Origin of the sequence: Ideonella margarita, assembly GCF_038066635.1 — a bacterium.
In the GTDB taxonomy this organism is placed as follows: domain Bacteria; phylum Pseudomonadota; class Gammaproteobacteria; order Burkholderiales; family Burkholderiaceae_C; genus Ideonella; species Ideonella margarita.
Genome location: NZ_JBBUTI010000004.1, coordinates 121,638 through 139,074 on the forward strand (window position 1 = coordinate 121,638; position 17,437 = coordinate 139,074).

General features: G+C 65.0%; 18 protein-coding genes, 3 tRNA genes and 1 riboswitch. Of the genes, 10 read left to right on the forward strand and 11 right to left on the reverse strand.

Annotated elements, in window-relative coordinates:
* Nucleotides 1-3: 3 nt before the first annotated feature.
* The 10 genes from AACH00_RS05915 to AACH00_RS05960 all read left to right on the forward strand — a co-directional run bounded on the left by AACH00_RS05915 (nucleotide 4) and on the right by AACH00_RS05960 (nucleotide 9,197).
* The gene (locus AACH00_RS05915) at nucleotides 4-1,086 is read left to right on the forward strand and encodes a patatin-like phospholipase family protein (protein WP_341398164.1); all 1,083 of its coding nucleotides are present in this window, start codon (nucleotides 4-6) and stop codon (nucleotides 1,084-1,086) included.
* 217 nt (nucleotides 1,087-1,303) lie between these two features.
* Nucleotides 1,304-3,223 carry a threonine--tRNA ligase gene (gene thrS / locus AACH00_RS05920; RefSeq protein ID WP_341398165.1) on the forward strand — a complete coding sequence of 640 codons (1,920 nt, stop codon included), beginning with the start codon at nucleotides 1,304-1,306 and terminating at the stop codon, nucleotides 3,221-3,223.
* Nucleotides 3,224-3,330: 107 nt separating this feature from the next.
* Nucleotides 3,331-3,855 carry a translation initiation factor IF-3 gene (gene infC, locus AACH00_RS05925; RefSeq protein ID WP_341398166.1) on the forward strand — a complete coding sequence of 175 codons (525 nt, stop codon included), beginning with the start codon at nucleotides 3,331-3,333 and terminating at the stop codon, nucleotides 3,853-3,855.
* A 120-nt stretch (nucleotides 3,856-3,975) separates the two neighbouring features.
* On the forward strand, nucleotides 3,976-4,179 hold the full coding sequence (gene rpmI, locus AACH00_RS05930) for a 50S ribosomal protein L35 (protein ID WP_341398167.1): 204 nt from the start codon (nucleotides 3,976-3,978) through the stop codon (nucleotides 4,177-4,179).
* A gap of 27 nt (nucleotides 4,180-4,206) precedes the next feature.
* Entirely contained in the window at nucleotides 4,207-4,563 is a 357-nt protein-coding gene (rplT, locus tag AACH00_RS05935) for a 50S ribosomal protein L20 (RefSeq protein WP_341398168.1), read from the forward strand.
* A gap of 109 nt (nucleotides 4,564-4,672) precedes the next feature.
* Nucleotides 4,673-5,728 carry a phenylalanine--tRNA ligase subunit alpha gene (pheS, locus tag AACH00_RS05940; RefSeq protein ID WP_341398169.1) on the forward strand — a complete coding sequence of 352 codons (1,056 nt, stop codon included), beginning with the start codon at nucleotides 4,673-4,675 and terminating at the stop codon, nucleotides 5,726-5,728.
* 51 nt (nucleotides 5,729-5,779) lie between these two features.
* Nucleotides 5,780-8,203 carry a phenylalanine--tRNA ligase subunit beta gene (pheT, locus tag AACH00_RS05945; RefSeq protein ID WP_341398171.1) on the forward strand — a complete coding sequence of 808 codons (2,424 nt, stop codon included), beginning with the start codon at nucleotides 5,780-5,782 and terminating at the stop codon, nucleotides 8,201-8,203.
* A gap of 11 nt (nucleotides 8,204-8,214) precedes the next feature.
* A complete protein-coding gene (locus AACH00_RS05950; protein WP_341398172.1) occupies nucleotides 8,215-8,589 on the forward strand; it encodes an integration host factor subunit alpha in 375 nt (124 codons plus the stop codon).
* Between the two features lie 47 nt (nucleotides 8,590-8,636).
* Nucleotides 8,637-9,089, forward strand: coding sequence for a MerR family transcriptional regulator (locus AACH00_RS05955; protein WP_341398173.1), 453 nt, complete (start codon nucleotides 8,637-8,639; stop codon nucleotides 9,087-9,089).
* Nucleotides 9,090-9,120: 31 nt separating this feature from the next.
* Nucleotides 9,121-9,197 (forward strand) — tRNA-Pro (locus AACH00_RS05960).
* Nucleotides 9,198-9,246: 49 nt separating this feature from the next.
* On the opposite strand, the gene AACH00_RS05965 is transcribed toward AACH00_RS05960, so the two are convergent.
* From AACH00_RS05965 to AACH00_RS06015, 11 genes are all read right to left on the reverse strand, one after another.
* On the reverse strand, nucleotides 9,247-9,531 hold the full coding sequence (locus tag AACH00_RS05965; protein ID WP_341398174.1) for a hypothetical protein: 285 nt from the start codon (nucleotides 9,529-9,531) through the stop codon (nucleotides 9,247-9,249).
* Entirely contained in the window at nucleotides 9,506-11,041 is a 1,536-nt protein-coding gene (locus AACH00_RS05970; RefSeq protein ID WP_341398175.1) for a hypothetical protein, read from the reverse strand. Before AACH00_RS05970 ends, AACH00_RS05965 begins: the two co-directional genes overlap by 26 nt.
* Before the next feature lie 84 nt (nucleotides 11,042-11,125).
* A complete protein-coding gene (locus tag AACH00_RS05975) occupies nucleotides 11,126-11,479 on the reverse strand; it encodes an H-NS histone family protein (RefSeq protein ID WP_341398176.1) in 354 nt (117 codons plus the stop codon).
* Nucleotides 11,480-11,594: 115 nt separating this feature from the next.
* Nucleotides 11,595-11,825: a hypothetical protein gene (locus AACH00_RS05980; protein WP_341398465.1), complete on the reverse strand. Its 231-nt coding sequence runs from the start codon at nucleotides 11,823-11,825 to the stop codon at nucleotides 11,595-11,597.
* A 332-nt stretch (nucleotides 11,826-12,157) separates the two neighbouring features.
* A tRNA-Asn gene (locus AACH00_RS05985) sits at nucleotides 12,158-12,233 on the reverse strand.
* A gap of 52 nt (nucleotides 12,234-12,285) precedes the next feature.
* A tRNA-Asn gene (locus AACH00_RS05990) sits at nucleotides 12,286-12,361 on the reverse strand.
* A gap of 37 nt (nucleotides 12,362-12,398) precedes the next feature.
* Entirely contained in the window at nucleotides 12,399-14,567 is a 2,169-nt protein-coding gene (locus AACH00_RS05995) for a TonB-dependent siderophore receptor (protein WP_341398177.1), read from the reverse strand.
* Nucleotides 14,568-14,650: 83 nt separating this feature from the next.
* Nucleotides 14,651-14,753, reverse strand: a riboswitch (TPP riboswitch).
* Between the two features lie 156 nt (nucleotides 14,754-14,909).
* Nucleotides 14,910-15,233, reverse strand: coding sequence for a ferredoxin FdxA (fdxA, locus tag AACH00_RS06000; RefSeq protein WP_300455724.1), 324 nt, complete (start codon nucleotides 15,231-15,233; stop codon nucleotides 14,910-14,912).
* Nucleotides 15,234-15,338: 105 nt separating this feature from the next.
* Nucleotides 15,339-16,112: a uroporphyrinogen-III C-methyltransferase gene (gene cobA, locus AACH00_RS06005; RefSeq protein ID WP_341398178.1), complete on the reverse strand. Its 774-nt coding sequence runs from the start codon at nucleotides 16,110-16,112 to the stop codon at nucleotides 15,339-15,341.
* A gap of 13 nt (nucleotides 16,113-16,125) precedes the next feature.
* The gene (locus tag AACH00_RS06010) at nucleotides 16,126-16,944 is read right to left on the reverse strand and encodes a phosphoadenylyl-sulfate reductase (protein ID WP_341398179.1); all 819 of its coding nucleotides are present in this window, start codon (nucleotides 16,942-16,944) and stop codon (nucleotides 16,126-16,128) included.
* Complete coding sequence (locus AACH00_RS06015) at nucleotides 16,941-17,429, reverse strand: DUF934 domain-containing protein (RefSeq protein ID WP_341398180.1); 489 nt, start codon at nucleotides 17,427-17,429, stop codon at nucleotides 16,941-16,943. Before AACH00_RS06015 ends, AACH00_RS06010 begins: the two co-directional genes overlap by 4 nt.
* Nucleotides 17,430-17,437: the final 8 nt, after the last annotated feature.

The following is a 17,437-nucleotide window of genomic DNA, read 5'->3' on the forward strand; positions in this document are numbered from 1 at the left end:
GCCATGCGCGCGCCGCTCAAGGCCCTGCGGGTGCTGGCCGGGCCCATCGCCCGCGCCCACCTGCGTGAACGCGGCCTGCGCCCCGATGACGTGCGGGTCATCCCGGCGGCAGCCGGTGGTCCGAAGGGCTTGATCCTCAACCCGCTCGACCGCTTCCTGTTTGGCCAGTGGTTGCCGCGCGGCAACCACGAGGTGCACCTGATCGGCGCCTCCATCGGCAGCTGGCGCATGGCCGCCGCGTGTGCGGCCGATGCGGACCAGTCACTGGCTGCGATGGCGGACGCCTATGTGCACCAGACCTACGACCACGCGCCCGGCCGGGCCCCGGAGGCGGCGCTCGTCAGCCGGGTATTCCGCGAGACGCTGCAACAGCAGCTCGGCAGCCGTGCAGCTGAACTGCTGAGCCACCCGCGGCTGCGCCTGCATGTGGTGACCAGCCACGGCCGCGGGCTGCTGGGCCGGGAAGGGCGGCTGCGCACGCCGCTGGGCTATGGCCTGGCGTTTGCCGGCAACCTGCTGACCCGCGCCTCGCTGGGCCTGAGCCTGGAGCGCGTGGTGTTTTCCGATCCGCGCTCACCCTTGCCGCTGCCGCTGGATGACTTCCGGAGCCTGCAGCGGCCGCTGGATGCCCGCAACCTCGTCGACAGCGTGCTGGCGAGCTGCTCCATCCCGTTCTGGTTGAAGGCGGTGCACGACATTCCGGGCGGGCCAGCTGGCGCCTACTGGGATGGCGGCATCACTGACTACCACCTGCACTGGCCGTACCAGCGCATGACGCACGGCCTGGCCCTGTACCCGCATTTTCAGCACACGCTGGTGCCCGGCTGGCTCGACAAGGCCCTGCCGTGGCGGCACGGCAGCACCTCGGCACTCGACCGCGTGGTGGTACTGGCGCCGAAGCCCGAATGGGTGGCTGGACTGCCGGGCGCCAAGCTGCCTGACCGCGCCGACTTCCAGCAATATGGCGATGATGTGCCGGCCCGCATCCGGGCCTGGCAGGCGGCGATCGCGCAGAGCCAGCGCCTGGCCGACGAGTTCGCACAGCTGGTTGAAAGCGGGCAGGGCATCGATGCCGAGCCGCTCTGACAGCGGCAAGCGCCGGCCCGGGCGATGCGGCTACAATTCCACCAACATCAACCGATCAAGAACGGGAAAGGCAGCACGGGTTATGACACCGCGAACTTGGACCTTCGTCACTGAGGTTTAGTCGGCCGCGGCTGGAGTACACACGTCCCCTTCGTTCCTGTTCCCCAAGAAAGCGCGGCTGCCACAGCTGCGCTTTCTTGTTTCTGGAGATTCCCACATGATCAAGATCACCTTGCCCGATGGCTCGCTGCGCGAGTTCCCCGCCCCTCTGACCGTTGCGGAAGTGGCCTCGTCCATCGCGCCCAGCCTGGGCAAGGCTGCGCTGGGTGGCCGCATCGGGCGGGGTGAAACCTCCCGCGTGGTGGACACCAGCCATCTGATCGACAGCGATGAATCGCTGGCCATCGTCACCGACAAGGACGCGGACGGCCTGGAACTGATTCGCCACTCCACCGCCCACTTGCTGGCCTATGCGGTGAAGTCGCTGTTCCCGGAAGCCCAGGTCACCATCGGCCCGGTCATCGAGCACGGCTTCTATTACGACTTCGCCTACAAGCGCCCGTTCACGCCGGAAGACCTGGGGGCCATCGAGAAGAAGATGACCGAGCTGGCCAAGAAGGACGAGAAGGTCGTGCGCCGCGTGCTGCCGCGTGACGAAGCCGTCGCGCATTTCAAGCAGATGGGTGAGGCCTACAAGGCCGAGATCATCGGCAGCATCCCGGAAGGCCAGGATGTGTCGCTGTACAGCGAAGGCGCGTTTGAAGACCTGTGCCGCGGCCCGCACGTGCCCAGCACCGGCAAGCTCAAGCACTTCAAGCTGATGAAGGTGGCTGGCGCCTACTGGCGCGGCGACCACCGCAACGAGATGCTGCAGCGCATCTACGGCACCGCCTGGGCCAACAAGGAAGACCTGCAGCAGCACCTGACGATGCTGGAAGAGGCCGAGAAGCGCGACCACCGCCGCCTCGGCCGTGAGCTGGACCTGTTCCACATCGACGAGCATTCGCCGGGCACGGTGTTCTGGCACCCGCGCGGTTGGACCGTGTGGCAGGGCGTGGAGCAGTACATGCGCCAGGTATACCGCGACAACGGCTACCTTGAAGTCAAGGGCCCGCAGATCCTCGACCAGGGCCTATGGGAGAAGACCGGCCACTGGGACAAGTACCGCGAGAACATGTTCGTGACCGAATCGGAAAAGCGCGACTACGCGCTCAAGCCGATGAACTGCCCCGGCCACATCCTGATCTTCAAGCAAGGCATCAAGAGCTACCGCGACCTGCCGCTGCGGTTCGGCGAGTTCGGCCAGTGCCATCGCAATGAGCCGACCGGCGGCCTGCACGGCATCATGCGCGTGCGCGCCTTCACCCAGGACGACGGCCACATCTTCTGCACGGAAGAGCAGATCCAGTCCGAGGTGATCGCCTTCACGACCCTGCTGCAGAAGGTCTACAAGGACTTCGGCTTCACCGACATCATCTACAAGCTCTCGACCCGGCCGGAGAAGCGCATCGGCTCCGAGGAGAGCTGGGACCGTGCCGAGCAGGCGCTGGCGGAAGGCCTGCGCGCGTCGGGCTGCGACTTCGAGTACCTGCCCGGCGAAGGCGCCTTCTACGGCCCGAAGATCGAGTACACGCTGAAGGACGCGCTGGGCCGCCCTTGGCAGTGCGGCACCATCCAGGTCGACCCGAACCTGCCGGAGCGCCTGGACGCCGAGTACGTCGGCGAAGACGGCGCCCGCCATCGCCCCATCGTGCTGCACCGCGCCATCGTGGGCAGCCTTGAGCGTTTCATCGGCATCCTGATCGAACAACACGCCGGTGCGCTGCCGATTTGGCTGGCTCCGCGGCAGGTGGTGGTGTCCTCGATCACCGATGCACAAGCCGATTACGTCACGGATGTGGTGAAAGCTCTGCAAAAACAAGGGGTTAGGGCAGAGGCGGATTTGCGCAACGAGAAAATCACGTATAAAATCCGCGAGCATTCAATGCAGAAGGTCCCGTATATCCTTGTCGTTGGCGACAAGGAGAAGGCGAGCGGGGCCGTTGCGGTGCGCGCCCGAGGCAACCAGGATCTGGGCGTGATGTCACTTGCAGACTTCCAAGAGAAGCTCTCGAGCGACATTGCGAACAAGGTCTGAGTTACTGCCTCGGTTTTTTGCGTTCCATTGTTTTTGTGTTGGGTCTTCCTCTTGCCTGAAGACCTGTTTGAGGGGTTTGCACCATCGCTACTTTTGCCGACCGTCGGATGCCCAATGTCGAGCGCAAGCATCGACTGAACCGCGAGATCACCGCCCTGAACGTGCGCCTGAACGGCGTCGAGAACGAGCCCTTGGGCATCGTCAGCATTCAGGATGCCTTGCGCATGTCAGCCGAAGCCGACGTGGATCTGGTCGAAATTGCCGCCCAAGCGGATCCGCCGGTCTGCCGGCTGATGGACTACGGCAAGTTCAAGTACCAGGAGCAGAAGCGCGCTGCCGAGGCGAAGTCCAAGCAGAAGGTCATCGAAGTCAAGGAAGTCAAGTTCCGCCCGGGTACGGACGAAGGCGACTACCAGATCAAGATGCGCAATCTGCGTCGCTTCATCGCGGAAGACGGCGACAAGGGCAAGGTCACGCTGCGCTTCCGGGGCCGCGAAATCACCCACCAGGACATCGGCATGCGTCTGCTTGAGCGGATCCGTGACGAGCTGTCTGACGTGGCACTGGTTGAGCACATGCCCAAGCTGGAAGGCCGTCAGATGATCATGGTGCTGGCCCCGAAGAAGAAGTAAGCCAGTTCAAGCATTCACCCCGTGGCTCTCGGGCCACGGAGATGAAAAGGCCACTGCAGGCCATCAAGTGCAGCGCGCTCGCGCTGCCGCCCAGCAGAGGTTCATTAAAAGGAGCATTACATGCCCAAGATGAAGACCAAGAGCAGCGCCAAGAAGCGCTTCCGTGTTCGCCCGGGTGGCACCGTCAAGCGCGGTCAAGCCTTCAAGCGTCACATCCTGACCAAGAAGACCACCAAGAACAAGCGTCACCTGCGTGGCTCGGTGAATGTGCATGAGACCAACATGGGTCACATCGCACAAATGCTGCCGTTCGCCGGTCTGTAATCCACTTAGACAAAAAGGAGTTATCACATGCCTCGCGTCAAACGTGGTGTTACCGCCCGCGCTCGTCACAAGAAGATCCTGGCTCTGGCCAAGGGTTACCGCGGCCGCCGCAAGAATGTCTTCCGCATCGCCAAACAGGCGGTGATGAAGGCAGGTCAATATGCCTACCGTGACCGTCGCGCCAAGAAGCGCGTGTTCCGTCAACTGTGGATCGCCCGTATCAACGCTGGCGCCCGCAGCCTGGGCCTGACCTACAGCAAGTTCATGGCCGGTCTGAAGAAGGCCGCCATCGAGATCGACCGCAAGGTTCTGTCCGACATGGCCATCAACGATCCGGCAGCTTTTGCCAGCATCGTCGACAAGGTGAAGGCCCAACTCGCTTGATCTCCTTGAAGGCCAGGCACTGACCGCTCGCGGAAGGTGCCTGGCCTGTCAGGCTCTCGAAGGCCGTCACCCTCTGGTGCGGCCTTTTTTGTTTTCAGCACCGACTTTCATGAACGATCTCGATCAACTTGTGGCCGCCGCCCAGGCCGACTTTGCCCGCGCCGCCACGCCAGCCGACCTTGAAAATGCCAAGGCACGCTACCTCGGCAAATCTGGTCAGGTGACCGATCTGCTCAAGGGCATGGCTGCGCTGTCGCCGGAAGAAAAGAAGACCCGCGGCGCCGAGATCAATCAGACCAAGCAGCGCGTTGAAGCGCTGCTGACGGAGCGCCGCGCAGCCCTGGCCGACGCCGAACTCCAGGCCCAGCTGAAGGCTGAAGCGCTCGACGTGACCCTGCCCGGTCGCAGCCGCAGCCAAGGCGGCCTGCACCCCGTGTCGCGCACCCTGGAGCGCATCGAAGCCATCTTCGGCTCGATGGGTTTTGATGTGGCGGACGGCCCCGAGATCGAGGAAGACTGGTTCAACTTCACGGCATTGAACACGCCCGCGGATCACCCGGCCCGCTCGATGCACGACACGTTCTACGTGGACACCAAGGCCCCGGACGGCTCTGGCCATTTGCTGCGCACCCACACCAGCCCGATGCAGGTGCGTTACGCGGTGCAGCACGTGAAAAAACACGCGGCTGCGCTGGCCGCCGGTGAGGCCATCCCAGAGATCCGCGTGATCGCGCCGGGCCGCACGTACCGCGTGGACAGCGACGCCACGCACTCGCCGATGTTCCACCAGTGCGAAGGCCTGTGGATCGGCGAGAACGTCAGCTTCAAGGACCTGAAGGCGGTGTTCGCCGACTTCTTCCGCAACTTCTTCGAGACCGATGACCTGGACATCCGCTTCCGGCCGTCGTTCTTCCCGTTCACCGAGCCGTCGGCCGAAGTGGACATCGCCTTTGCCAGTGGGCCGCTGAAGGGTCGCTGGCTGGAAGTGGCTGGCTCCGGCCAGGTGCATCCGAACGTCGTGCGCAACTTCGGCCTCGACCCGGAGCGCTACATCGGCTTTGCCTTCGGCATGGGCCCTGACCGCCTGACGATGCTGCGTTACGGCGTGAATGACCTGCGCTTGTTCTTTGATGGTGATCTGCGCTTCCTGAGCCAGTTCAAGTGATCGCCGAGGCGATCCAGACACCCACCATTCGGAACACTTTCGGACTTCAACATGCAATTCCCTGAATCCTGGCTGCGCGAGTTCTGCAACCCTCCGCTGTCGACGGCCCAACTGGCCGACCTGCTGACCATGGCTGGCCTGGAAGTGGAGGAGATGCGCCCGGTGGCGCCTGCCTTCACCCAGATCGTCGTGGCGGAAATCGTCGAGGCGGAGCAGCACCCGAATGCAGACCGCCTGCGCGTCTGCAAGGTTGACGCTGGCCCCTTGAGCCAAGGTGGCCTGCTGCAGATCGTCTGCGGTGCACCCAACGCCCGCGTGGGCATCAAGGTGCCACTGGCGATGGTGGGCGCCGAGCTGCCCCCGGGCGACGACGGCCAGCCGTTCAAGATCAAGCTGGGCAAGCTGCGCGGCGTGGATAGCCAGGGCATGCTGTGCTCGGCGCGCGAGCTGAAGCTCAGCGAAGACCACGGCGGCCTGCTCGAGTTGCCGGCCGATGCGCCGCTGGGCACGTCGATCCGCGACTACCTGAACCTCGACGACACGCTGTTCACGCTGAAGCTCACGCCAAACCTGGCGCACTGCCTGAGCGTGATGGGCATCGCCCGCGAGGTGTCGGCACTCACCGGCTCGCCCCTGCTGCAGCCGGCCATTGCGGCCGTGGCTCAGCAGCATGGCGAAGTGCTGCCCGTGTCGATCCAGGACACCGACCTGTGCGGCCGTTTCAGCGGACGTGTGGTTCGCGGTGTCAACCCCAAGGCGGTCACGCCTGCCTGGATGGTGGAGCGTCTGGCCCGTTGCGGCCAACGTGCTGTCAGCCCGCTGGTGGACATTTCGAACTACGTGATGTTCGAGTTCGGCCGCCCGTCGCACATCTTCGACCTCGACAAGATCCACGGCGGCCTGCAGGTGCGCTGGGCGAAGGCCGGTGAAACGCTGAAGCTGCTGAATGGCAACACGGTGTCGCTGGACGCCGAGGTCGGCGTGATCGCCGATGAGCAGGCGGTGGAATCGCTGGCCGGCATCATGGGCGGTGACGCCACGGCCGTGTCTGACGACACCCGCAACATCTATGTTGAAGCGGCGTTCTGGTGGCCGCGTGCCGTGGCCGGCCGTTCGCGCCGCTACAACTTCTCGACCGACGCCGGCCACCGCTTCGAGCGTGGTGTGGATCCACAGAACACGGTGGAGCACATCGAGCGCATCACCCAGCTGGTGATCGACATCTGTGGCGGCGAAGCCGGTCCGATCGACGACCAGCAACCCGCGATGCCGGTGCGCACCCCCGTGGCCATGCGCATTGCACGCGCCGCCAAGGTCATCGGCATGCCGCTGACGCAGGCCGAGTGCGAAGCCGTGTTCACCCGCCTCGGCTTGCCCTTCGTGGCCACCGAAGGCGTGCTGACGGTCACGCCGCCAAGCTGGCGCTTCGACATCACGATCGAGGAAGACCTGATCGAGGAAGTGGCCCGCGTGCTGGGCTTTGCCCGCCTGCCCGCCACGCCGCCGCTGGCCCCGGTCACCGCGCGCATCCGTCCGGAAGCACAGCGCAGCCGCTTCGCGGTGCGCCATGCCCTGGCCGCGCTCGATTACCAGGAAACCATCAACTTCAGCTTCGTCGAAGCCCGCTGGGAGCAGGAGCTTGCCGGCAACGCTGACCCGATCAAGGTGCTGAACCCGATCGCCTCGCCTTTGGCCGTGATGCGTTCCAGCCTGCTGGGCAGCCTGGTGCAGGTGCTGAAGTACAACCTGGCCCGCAAGGCACCGCGTGTGCGCGTGTTCGAGATCGGTCGTGTCTTCTGGCGCGACGCTGCGATCAAGTCGAGCGACCACAGCGTGGAAGGCGTTTGCCAGCCCATGCGCGTGTCCGGTCTGGCCCATGGCTCGGCGGTGCCGCTGCAATGGTCGGCTGCTGACCGAGCCGTTGACTTCTTCGACGTGAAGGGCGACATCGAAGCGCTGCTGTCGCCGCGCAAGCCGGTCTTCGTGCCGGCTGAACATCCGGCCCTGCACCCGGGCCGCTGCGCAGCGGTGCAGCTGGACGGCGTGACGATTGGCCATGTGGGTGAGTTGCACCCGAAGTGGCGCCAGGGCTATGACCTGGCCCAGGCGCCGGTGCTGTTCGAACTTGATCTGGATGTGGTGCAGCAGCAGCCCGTGCCGGAGGCGCAGTTGGTGTCGCGGCAACAGTCGGTGCAGCGTGACCTCGCGCTGGTGGTGTCGGACCAGGTGGCGCACGATGCGCTGGTGGCCGCACTCTCGGCAGATGCCGAAGGCCTGGTGCGCAGCGCCGTGTTGTTCGATATCTACAAGCCCAAGCAGGCCACCGCCGACCTTGCGGAGGGCGAGCGCAGCCTGGCCGTGCGCCTGAGCCTGCTGGACGACGCGGCCACGCTGACCGATGACCGCATTGATGCTGCGGTGGCTGCCGCCGTGCAGCGCGTGCAGACGGCCTTTGGTGCGCGTCTGCGCGGGTAAGGGGCGAGGTGATGAGCAATGCCGTACCCGACAGCACGCCCGCGCCTGAGCGTCTGATGCTCACGTCGGTGGAGACGCCGACGCTGACCAAGGCCGAGCTGGCCGAGTTGCTCTTTGAGCGGCTGGGCCTGAACAAGCGCGAATCCAAGGACATGGTCGAGGCCTTCTTCGACATCGTCAACGACACGCTCGTGGCCGGTGAGGATGTGAAGCTGTCGGGGTTCGGCAATTTCGCGATCCGCCGCAAGGCCCCACGCCCCGGCCGCAACCCCCGCACGGGCGAGTCGATTCCCATCAAGGCACGAAATGTGGTGACATTTCACGCCAGCCACAAACTGAAGGCTGTTGTTCAGGGTGATGCACCGCCGCCGGAGGAGTTCGAGTAAAGTTTCAAGGCTCTGCCTGAAGCTGCTGATTCGGAACACCAAACGCCATGGATGAAGCGACCGCAAGCCTGCCGGCCATCCCGGCCAAGCGCTACTTCACCATCGGTGAGGTCAGCGAGCTCTGTGGCGTCAAGCCGTATGTGCTGCGCTATTGGGAGCAGGAGTTCACCCAGCTTCGCCCGATGAAGCGGCGCGGCAATCGCCGCTACTACCAGCACCATGAGGTGCTGCTGATCCGCAAGATCCGCGGCTTGCTGTATGACCAGGGCTTCACGATCAGTGGTGCACGCAATCGGCTGGGTGATGTCGTTCAACACCGCGGTGCACAGGACGAGGTTGAGGCCGTTGCATTTGACGAGAGCGACGCGCCGGCACATGTCGATTTGAGTGACCCGGCTATGGTGGGCACGCTGGCTGCGCTGTCACCGCTTCCACTGAACCCGAGCCCGGCGCAGGTGCGCACCGAATTGTTGGCAATTCGGGAGCTGCTCCTGAATTGAGTGCGTTTTCAGCATACAATGCTTGCTTAGTCGGGGCGTAGCGCAGCCTGGTAGCGCACTTGCATGGGGTGCAAGGGGTCGCGAGTTCGAATCCCGCCGCCCCGACCAAAAACAAGAAAAGAGAAAACGGGTCACGCCGAAAGTCGTGACCCGTTTTTCATTCTGGGGCCTGATCTTTCGCTGACGCCTCCTCTGGGGCGTCCACCAGAAAGAAGCCTTCACGGCGCCACCCCTTGAGGGTCAGTGTCCGGCCGACCCAGGTGTGCAGCACCGCGTCGCGCAGCGGGTGCCCGCCCACGCGGCGCAGCAGCAACTTGCCGGCTCCTCCCATGTCGAGCATCACGGCTTCGCGCTCGCTCTTGCTGCCTGCCGCGGTGCGTTCAAGCACCACGCGGCCATGCACGGTTTGCGGGGCCTCAGCGGGCGTGCAGTCGTCGGACATGAAGCAGTTCTCCGTCATCTTCGGTGGCCACGATGGCCACGATGCGCACCACACCCGCGGCATTGCTGCCCTGCGGCACGGGGCCCTTGATCACGTGCACCTGCCGCGTCGACGGCTTGGTTTTTACGGTCGGCTGCACGGCAAAGCTCATCCGTGTCTGCTGCGACGGCGCCAGGCCAGTTTCCTTGGCCATGGCGGCGAGGGTCTTGGCGACTGACGTGGACGGTGCGGTGTCGATCGGCTCCAGCGCGGGCATCGCCTTCGCCAGGTGGCTGCCTTCCCGGATCAGCTTTTCGCGTCGCAGGCCGCGCACGCTTCGATCACGTGTCTTGGAGAACGCCTTCTTGAAGGCCGCCGTGCGTGTCAGGGCATGCCCGTTGGTCGACACCGGGTGCAGCGAAGGGTCGCCCAGCAGGTAGAACTGCATGAGCGTCTTCAAGTCGTACGGATCCAGGTGGGTGCGGGCCCCCGCAAACTTCTGGCGGGCCTCCAGCGCTGCGCGGCCGGTGGATGCGCCGCTCAATACCTGCTGCAGGAAGAACTGGCAGATCAAGTCGGCGGATGCATTGCCTTCGCTCGGGCCGTAGGCGATGGTGCTGCTGCCAAAGAAGGCGCTGGCGCCGTCCAGCAGATAGGCGAGGGCGATGCCGTGCTGGCCGCCTGCGTCCTTGGGGTCGTAAAGCTGGGCGCCGTAGCAGCACTCGGCAGCCACCACCGTGCCGGCAGACACGCGGTCTCGCAGGCGCTTGGCATCATGGGCCACGGGGAATTCTTCAACGCCCGGTGGCTGTCCGAAATACTGCGACGAAGCATCAGCGCCGTGGCAGTTGATGAAGTGCACACGCGCTGACAACTGCCCCTTGCTCCAGGCTGGCCCTTCGGGGGGCACGCTGTGGAGGGCGTCGGTGGTGCCAAGGATGTTTTTCAGGCTCAGCTCGGTCGAGGCCTGCCAGGCCTGCGCCGTGATGCTGAAGCCCGATTGATAGTCTTCCGGGGCGCGCGGCTCCGCGCGGGCCGCTGCAGTGATCAACTGGGCCAGCAAGCTGCTGTCGGTGTTGCCGATGACGTCGGGCAGCCGGCCCACCACGCGGGTCGGCCCCAGAAAGCGATTGGGATTGGTGCTGTAGGCGGTGTCGCAGGCGTAGGGCAGGTCGGTGGGCACCACCTGATCGCCATCGCCGTCCTTCTCGCTCCAGGCCGGGTTGCGCACCGGCACCATCGGAACAATGTCGGGGCCTCCGAGCAGCATCACATAGTGCGGGTCGTGCGCCTTGCAAAGCCGGTCGATGGCTTGCTTGCAAGCCTTGGCATCGGCCGCGGCACCCACGGCCTGGCCTGCGCCAGTCATGTCGGCGGCCACGTCGAGATGAACCACGGCGGTGATCAGCCCGCGGCGCTTGTCGGCCGTGATCAGTGTGCGCAGCGCCTTGGTGATGCGCTGCACCCCGGCGGTGCCGTATTTTTTGGTCAGTGCGCCGTGGTGGGTCACCACCAGCTTGTCGATGCTCATCGAACCGTCCCTCTGAATGAAGGACTTGATTGTGATCAGGTCCGGTCGTTCAAGCCAGCTTGGCCGCTGCGGTGTATCCCACGTTCAACGGTCTGGCTCGAGCGGCTGTTGTGCGGCGGCCTGAAATTCGGGCTTGAGTTCATCCACGCGCAAGCCTTCCTTCAGCAGCGCGTTGCGCAACCAGTCGGGGTGTGCGCCCTGACCATCCCAGGTCTCACCGCTGACCGGGTGTCGGTACTTCACAGGCAAGGGTGTGGCGGGTGCGGAGGGCGACGCTGCGGGTGTGTCGCCGGCCAGATCGTCCAGCGTGATGCCCCAATAGGACATCAGCGAAACAATGCGGGCTACCACCGCGGCCTTGCCTCGACGGTCAAGCATGACGGTACGGGGGTCGGCGTCGAAGTGCCAGTTGTCCTGGTCGTGCGGGTTGTCGCTCATCTCACGCAAACATGGCGGCAATCAAGCCTGGCCTGGTGGCATTTGAGCAGGTGCTCAAGAAGGCATGCTGGAAAACAAACAGGCCACTCGATGAGTGGCCTGTGGGGGATCGGAATCAGGATTGCGCCTGGTCCAGTTCCTTGCAAGAAGGGGCACAAACGGCCTGGGCTTTGCCCAGCAGTTTGCGGGACTTCAACTGCGCGCGTGGCCGGTGCTTGCCGCACAGGAAACACGACATGGTCGCGGCGCCAAAGGCACCGGTTGCAGAGAAGGGGGAACCCGCCACTTTAGAGCGGTATCGCAAACCACCTGCGTCGATGGTGGTCTTGGGATCGTCCTTGGCCAGAATGAGCTCCTCGGATACGCTAAGAATCAAAAAACAGGCTGCTGGTCAACGAGGATCACCCGTTCCACCAACAACCACCGATTATCGCTGATCAGCAGGTTTCGGGCCAGCGTACAGATACGCTTTGGCCTCGGGCAAAACCCCAACATCACGCCAACTTCCCGTAGCCGCCGCCCCAAATTCGGGCGGATGCGCGTTTTGGTTGCGTTTTGGTGGCGCTCGGCGCACTGCACCGAATGCCTTGCACTGCGGATGCGCCCAACTCCAAAGGACGCCAGAGCGCACGTCACCAAGAAAAAAGCCGCTTCAGACATCTGAAGCGGCTTTGAGAGTGGCTCCTCGACCTGGGCTCGAACCAGGGACCTACGGATTAACAGTCCGGCGCTCTACCGACTGAGCTATCGAGGAATTGTCTGCTTGTGTCAGCCAAGGCAAGCGGTGGCACCTTGGCGTCTTGATTTGGCTCCCCGACCTGGGCTCGAACCAGGGACCTACGGATTAACAGTCCGGCGCTCTACCAACTGAGCTATCGGGGAAGTGAAGCCTCAGATTATAGGCAGAAAATCAGCACTTTCACAAGTTGATCTGCAAACTTGTCCGAAAAGTTCTTCCGGCCAGCGGGTACAGGTAAACATGGCCGTACTGATAGGGGCTTTCCTGCCAGGCGCGGCGGCCCGTCAGGTTGTCCACGCCCACGCGCCACAGCCAGTCGATGCCCTGCGCCTTGAAGGCATAACGGCTGGAAAGGCCGAGGGTGGTCCAGCCCGGGATGCTCACCGAGTTGTCCGGCAGCACGAAGCGGCTGCCTTCATGGCTGATCTGCGTCTGCACCGACAGGCCCGGCACGGCCGCCACCTGGTAGCCGATCTGCACACGCGCCACACGCTGGGCCACGTTCGCCGGCACCAGGTTGTTGCTTGCAGCGGTGCTGCTGTCTTCGGTGCGGGCCTTCAGCCACATCGCACTGCCGCGCACACTCCAGGCACCTTCGCGCAGGTCCACCGTGCCCTCCAGGCCCCGGTGACGTGCCTGGCCGTCGATGGTGTAGGTCGATCCGGTGTCGGCCACTTGCGGACGGCTTATGTCGAATCCAGTGACGGACCAGCCGAGCGTCTGACTCTCATGCTTGAAGCCGGCTTCGAACTGACGGCTCTTGAGGGCAGGCAAGGGCTGTCCGGCGCTGTTGCCGTAGCCGCTGCGGTTCGGCGTCACGGCGCTTTCGATGCCCTGGCCCCAGCTCAGGTAGGCCATGTCTGCAGGCGTGGCCTGCCAGGTCACGGCCAGCCAAGGCGTGGTGAACGACTGGTCGTAATCAATGGGTCGCGAACCATCGGTTCGAACGCTCTGGCGCTCCAGGCGCGTGTGGCGAACACCCGCCCACAAGCCTGCATCGCCCCACTGCATGCGGTCGAGCAGTTGCAGCTCATTGCTGTGCTCGGTGCGGTTGGTGTTTTCGTCGGTCAGCTCGGGCGCCGGGCTGGTGGCAGCCGTGCCTTGCACGTTGCCGATGCCCGCCCAGTTGTAGGCCTGCCGGCCCAGACGAGACTCGTAGCGGCTGTTCAACCACCCCAGGCTCAGGTGATGAGCCACCGCGCCGGTTTGCACGTCACCGTTCAGCTTCACCGAGAAAACGCGCGTGTTGCGGCGCTCGTTTTCGCTGCGGAAGTCGTACAGGTCGTAGGTGCCGTCTGCGCAGTAGCTGCTGTAGTTGTCGACAGCGCTGCAACCAAACGGGAAGGCCAGGCGGTCGTCCGTGGTCAGGCGCTGGGTCATGGCTTCACTGACCACCTGCCAGTTGCTGTCGAGCGTGTGCGTCCAGCGCAGGCTGGCTGTGCGGCTGTCGAACACCACGGGCAAGGACCAGCGCTGGTTGTTCAGGTTGGTGCGCGGGTCGACCGTGCTGGCGTCTGGCAAGGTCGAGCCCAGCAAGCTGAAGCCGGGGATGCTGGGTTGAGATTGGCGGCTGATTTCCAGCTCGCCCTCCAGGCGATCACGCTGGCCCAGCTGGGTGGTGCCGGCGAGCGCAAACAGGTGGCGGCTGCCTTTTGCATCACGCACCAGCGGGTCCAGTTGCTCGGCGCTCAGGTTCAGGCGCACGCCGGTCTGGGTGGCCGTGTCGACCACGCGGTCGAGGTCGGCCGCCAGCTTCATGCTGCCGGCCTCGGACAGACCGACCAGGAACTGGTTGGTATTGCCGCCGCGCGGGCGCTTCACCGCCAGATTGACCAGACCGCCCGGCGCGCTGGTGCCGGCCTGCGCGCCACTGGTGCCCTTGAGCACCTCGACACGTTCCTTGTTGTCGAGCGCCAGCGCCGTTTCACCGTTGATCGGCAGGCCGTCGCGGCGGTAGTTGAAGCGGTTGTCCAGCGCGTAGCCGCGCACCCGCATGGCGGCCCAGTAGCCGGGGGCGTTGTAGGCGTCGCCCAGGCTGGCGTCGAGACGGGTGATCTCGCCCAGCGTGTCGATGCCGATATCGGCCAGGCCAGCGGCGTTGCTGCTGGTGGACTGGAAGGGCGAGCGGCCGGGCGAAACATCGCCAAAGCCGCTCACGCTGACGGGCGCTGCGGTGGCGCGGCCCGTGACCTGCACGACGTTGGCGCTGTCTTGCGCCCAGGCGGCCGGTGAGAGGGCCAGCGTGGCGGCCAGAGCCAGACCATGCCGGCGGAAATGCACACGGCGTGGCGTGGCGGACGTGGGGGCCGTGTTGGCCAGAGCGGATGAAACAAGAAGGATCGATGCCATCGGAGACTTTCGTGAACGGCGATGGCAGGGTGCATGGCCGTGATCACGTGACGCGAAAGCCGGCAGGAATGCCGACGGCACGATCTCAACGATGGCTGCTTCCCTGCGCGAGGATTACCTCAATCAGGTTCGAAGGGACTTTCTCAGTCGTCACCAGAACTGGCGACAACACCCCTAGCGGATTGCCACAGCGCCCGGAAGCACTGCAACAGCGATCATTATCAACGTGTTTGAATGCACACCGCGTTGCGGCATGAAAAAGGCCCGCGGAGTGCGGGCCTTGATGTGACAGCGCCGTAGCGATGACGCGGCGTTGAGGCTGCGCCATCACGGCGCATGGCTTCAGCGCTGCAGTTCGCCGAGCTTGTCCTTGCGGTCTTTCCACTCGTCAGCGTCAGGCAGTGCAGCCTTGCGCTTGGTGATGCTCGGCCAGAGCTTGGCCAGATCTGCATTGAGCTTGATGTACTGCTGCTGGTCGCCCGGCACGTCTTCTTCCGGCAGGATGGCATTCACCGGGCATTCCGGGATGCACACGGCGCAATCGATGCACTCGTCCGGATCAATGGTCAGGAAGTTCGGGCCTTCGCGGAAGCAATCGACGGGGCAGACGTCGACGCAGTCGGTGTACTTGCAGCGGATGCAGGCTTCGGTGACGACGTGGGTCATGGGGGCGGGCAGTGGTTGGTGATTGATGTGCGCCCCGCAGGGAACGCAGTCCGTTGCAGCATGCTGCCTCAAAGGCGGCAGCCGGCGCACGGCGAATTGATGATTTTAAGGCTTTGAGAGGCTGGACGAGGCAAGGCCTTGTGCAATCCCGGGTTCAGGTAGTTGCTGGGGGTGGCTGGCGACCTTGGTGGCGCCAACGCCCACCGTGACCACCGCTGGCCGGCCGGCATGCAGCACACAGGCAGCAGCCAGGTCTTTCACGGCATGGTCGCTGACCAGCTGATCCGGCCAGCCCGCGCGTGACACCACGCAGGCCGGTGTGTCGGCAGGCCAGCCGGCATCCAGCAATTGCCGCGACAAGCTGGCCAGTTGGCGTCCGGCCATGTAGAACACTTCGGTGTCGGCACGGCGGCTGGCGCGCAATTCGCGCTGCTCGGTCATCGCGGTAGAGAGCGCCACGCTGCGCCCCTGCCCACGGCGGGTGAGCGGGCGGGCCGTGGCGGCGGCTGCAGCCAGCGCAGCCGTCACGCCGGGCACCACGTCGAACGGGATGCCTTCGGCGTCCAGGGCCAGCAGTTCTTCTTCCAGGCGACCGAACACGCTCGGATCACCGCCCTTGAGGCGAACCACGCGGGCACCCGTGCGCGCAAACTGCACCAGCAAGGCATTGATGCGCTGCTGGGCGGTGGCATGGTGGGTGAAGCCGCGCTTGCCCACGTCCACCCAATTCGCGTTTGGTGCCAGGTCGCGGAAGGCAGGGTCGGTGAGGGCGTCGAACAAGACCACTTCGGCGCTGGCCAGCACCCGGGCACCGCGCACGGTGATCAGGTCGGCCGCACCGGGGCCGGCGCCGACGAAGTGGACATGACCGCTGGGCATGTTGCTCGCTGCTTCAGGCTGACACCGCGGCGCTGTCCTGCTTCACGTGCAGGCCGCATTCCTTGGCGTTTTCGTCTTCCCACCACCAGCGACCGGCGCGGAACTCTTCGCCCACGGCGATGGCGCGGGTGCAGGGTGCGCAGCCGATGCTGGGCATGAACTGGTCATGCAGCGCGTTGTAGGGCACCTGGTGCGTCTCGATGTAGTGCCAGACGTCGTTCCATGTCCAGTCGACCAGCGGGTTGAACTTGGCGCGACCGTTGGCTTCCACTTCGCGGTCGGGCATCGCACCGCGGTTGTTCGACTGTTCCCGGCGCAGGCCGGTGACCCAGGCGGTGCGCTTGGCCAGCATGCGGCCCAGCGGCTCCAGCTTGCGCACCTGGCAGCAGGCCTTGCGCAGCTCGATGCTCTGGTACATCGCCTTCTCGCCGTTCTGGCGCACGAAGTGCACGACGCTTTCCTCGACCGGGCTGTAGAGCTCTACCGTCAGGCCATATCGCGCCTCGATCTTCGGGATGAGGGCCAGCGTTTCCGGGTTCAGCGCGCCGGTTTGCAGCGTGCCGATGGCGATGGGCAATTGGTGCCGCGCGATCAGGTCGGTCAGCACCATGTCTTCGGCGCCCAGGCTGTTGGCCAGGACGACGCTGCCAGGGTGCTCGCTCGCGGCCTGCTTCAGCAGGGCCAGCGTGGCGGCCAGCCGCTCATCAAAGCCGGGCGTCAGGCGGGCGTACAGCGAGATGGCGCTGGACGCCGCGGGGCCGGCTTCAGGCAACGTCGCCCAAGGCAGGGCCGACACTGCGCCGTCGTCGGCGTCAGAGCTGGTGGCGTTCATGAGCCGGCCCGCGCGAAGAGCGGACGCGCCTCGCGCACGTCGCCCTGGTAGAAGTCGGTCACCAGCGACAGCGCCCGTCGTGCGCTGGCTTCGTTCTGGTCGTGGCGCAGCTGCACGGCGTCCACGCCGGTGCGTGCCAGCAGCGGCAGCATGTCGACCAGCACGTCACCGATGGCGCGCACTTCGCCGGTGTAGCGCAGGCGCGAGCGCAGCACGCGGGCCTGGCTGTAGCCGCGGCCGTCGACCCACTTCGGGAATTGCACGGCGATCAGGGCCAGGCGCGGCAGGTCAGCCGCCAGCTCTTCCACGTCGAGCGTGTTCGGGATCACGACGCCGGCGGGCACGTCGGCCGGCCAGGTGTCGCGCACGGCATGCCACTGCTCGAGCGTCAGCAGGCGGTTCGGGCCGGCCTTCGGGTGCGGATCAGGGCCGTCTTCGCCACCAACGCGGTGCCAGGAATCGGTGTGGGAGGAAATGAACTTCATGGCGGATC